2 protein-coding genes are annotated in these 1,177 nt (G+C 74.4%); both read right to left on the bottom strand.

The genetic code is table 11. From position 1 onward, the window contains the following. Positions 1-132: 132 nt before the first annotated feature. Positions 133-936, bottom strand: a complete 804-nt coding sequence (locus tag GTY56_RS05475) for an FAD:protein FMN transferase (RefSeq protein WP_346345423.1) — start codon at positions 934-936, stop codon at positions 133-135. Next, the coding region (locus GTY56_RS05480) for an FMN-binding protein (RefSeq protein WP_161363026.1) at positions 929-1,177 on the bottom strand (249 nt) is incomplete at its 5' end. The genes GTY56_RS05475 and GTY56_RS05480, both read right to left, overlap by 8 nt.

Consider the following 1,177-nt stretch of genomic DNA (forward strand, 5'->3'; position numbering starts at 1 on the left):
GTCGCGCAGTTCCCCGCGCCCCTGAGGGCGTCGCCCCGGCTGCGGGCATGCGTGCCGCTGGGGCGGCACGGGTGGGCGCAGCGGCGGCACCCCGCCACGCCGGGCTGCGGAACCGCCCGGCTCCAGCCATGACTACCCCAGCCGCGCCGCCAACCCTCCGGTGCAGCGGACCTCGTCACCAGCGGTGATCAACAGGGCCTCGACGTCCGGCAGCGACTCCAGCCACGCCAGGCCTTCCCGCGAGCCCATCGCGAACGCCGCCGTCGCCCAGCAGTCCACCCACGTCAGCCGGGGACCCACCACCGTCACGGCGACCAGGTCGGTGACAGCCGACCGCCCGGTCCGCGGATCGACGATGTGCGCGCCCCGCTCCGCCGTGCCGGACGTGGCCACGGACAGCTCGTCCACCCCACCCGCGGAGACGACCGCCGCGAGACCCCCGGGACGCAAAGGGTCGGACACGCCAACGCGCCACGGCCGCTGCCCGCCCGGTGTCCCGAGCAACTGCACGTCGCCGCCGCCGTTCAGATTCACTCCGCACACCCCGGGCACGTCCGCCAGCCTCCGCGCCGCCCGCTCGACCGCCCAGCCCTTGACGATGCCGGTCGGATCGAGGCGTCCCCGGTACGACGTGCTGAACCAGCCGTCGCTCCTGCGCTCCGCCTCGGCGGCCAGGTCCAGCACCTCGGCGACCTCGGGGTCGCACTCCGCGACCGTCAGCTCGCCGCGCTGGAGCCGGGAGATCTGGCTGTCGTCGCGGTAGGTACTGAACACCTCGTCGACCCGGTGCAGTCCGGCGACGGCCTCGTCCAGGGCCGCGCGCACGGCGGCCGGTTCCCCGCCGCGGACGTCGAAGGAGAAGACGGTCCCCATCGTCTCCTCGGTATGACGTACCGCGGCGGGAGCCTGTGCGGGGTCGGCCACCGTGTCAGCCACCGGCCTGGTCCAGTGCGGACTGGAGCGATTGCTTGTAGCCGGCGCTCGTGTACGTCGCACCGGACACGGCGTCGATCTGCGCGTTCCCGGCCGCCACGGCCGCCTGGTTGAGGCGGGGGACGGAGGAGGAGGTGATCTGGTCGCTGCGGCCGCCCTTGGGGGCCTGCACCGCCTCGGCCTTGGTGATCTTGCCGCCCGCGACGGTCACCCGCACCTGCACCGGGCCGTACTGCGTCTGCGC

The sequence above is a fragment of the Streptomyces sp. SID5643 genome, assembly GCF_009872555.1.
Lineage (GTDB): Bacteria > Actinomycetota > Actinomycetes > Streptomycetales > Streptomycetaceae > Streptomyces > Streptomyces iakyrus.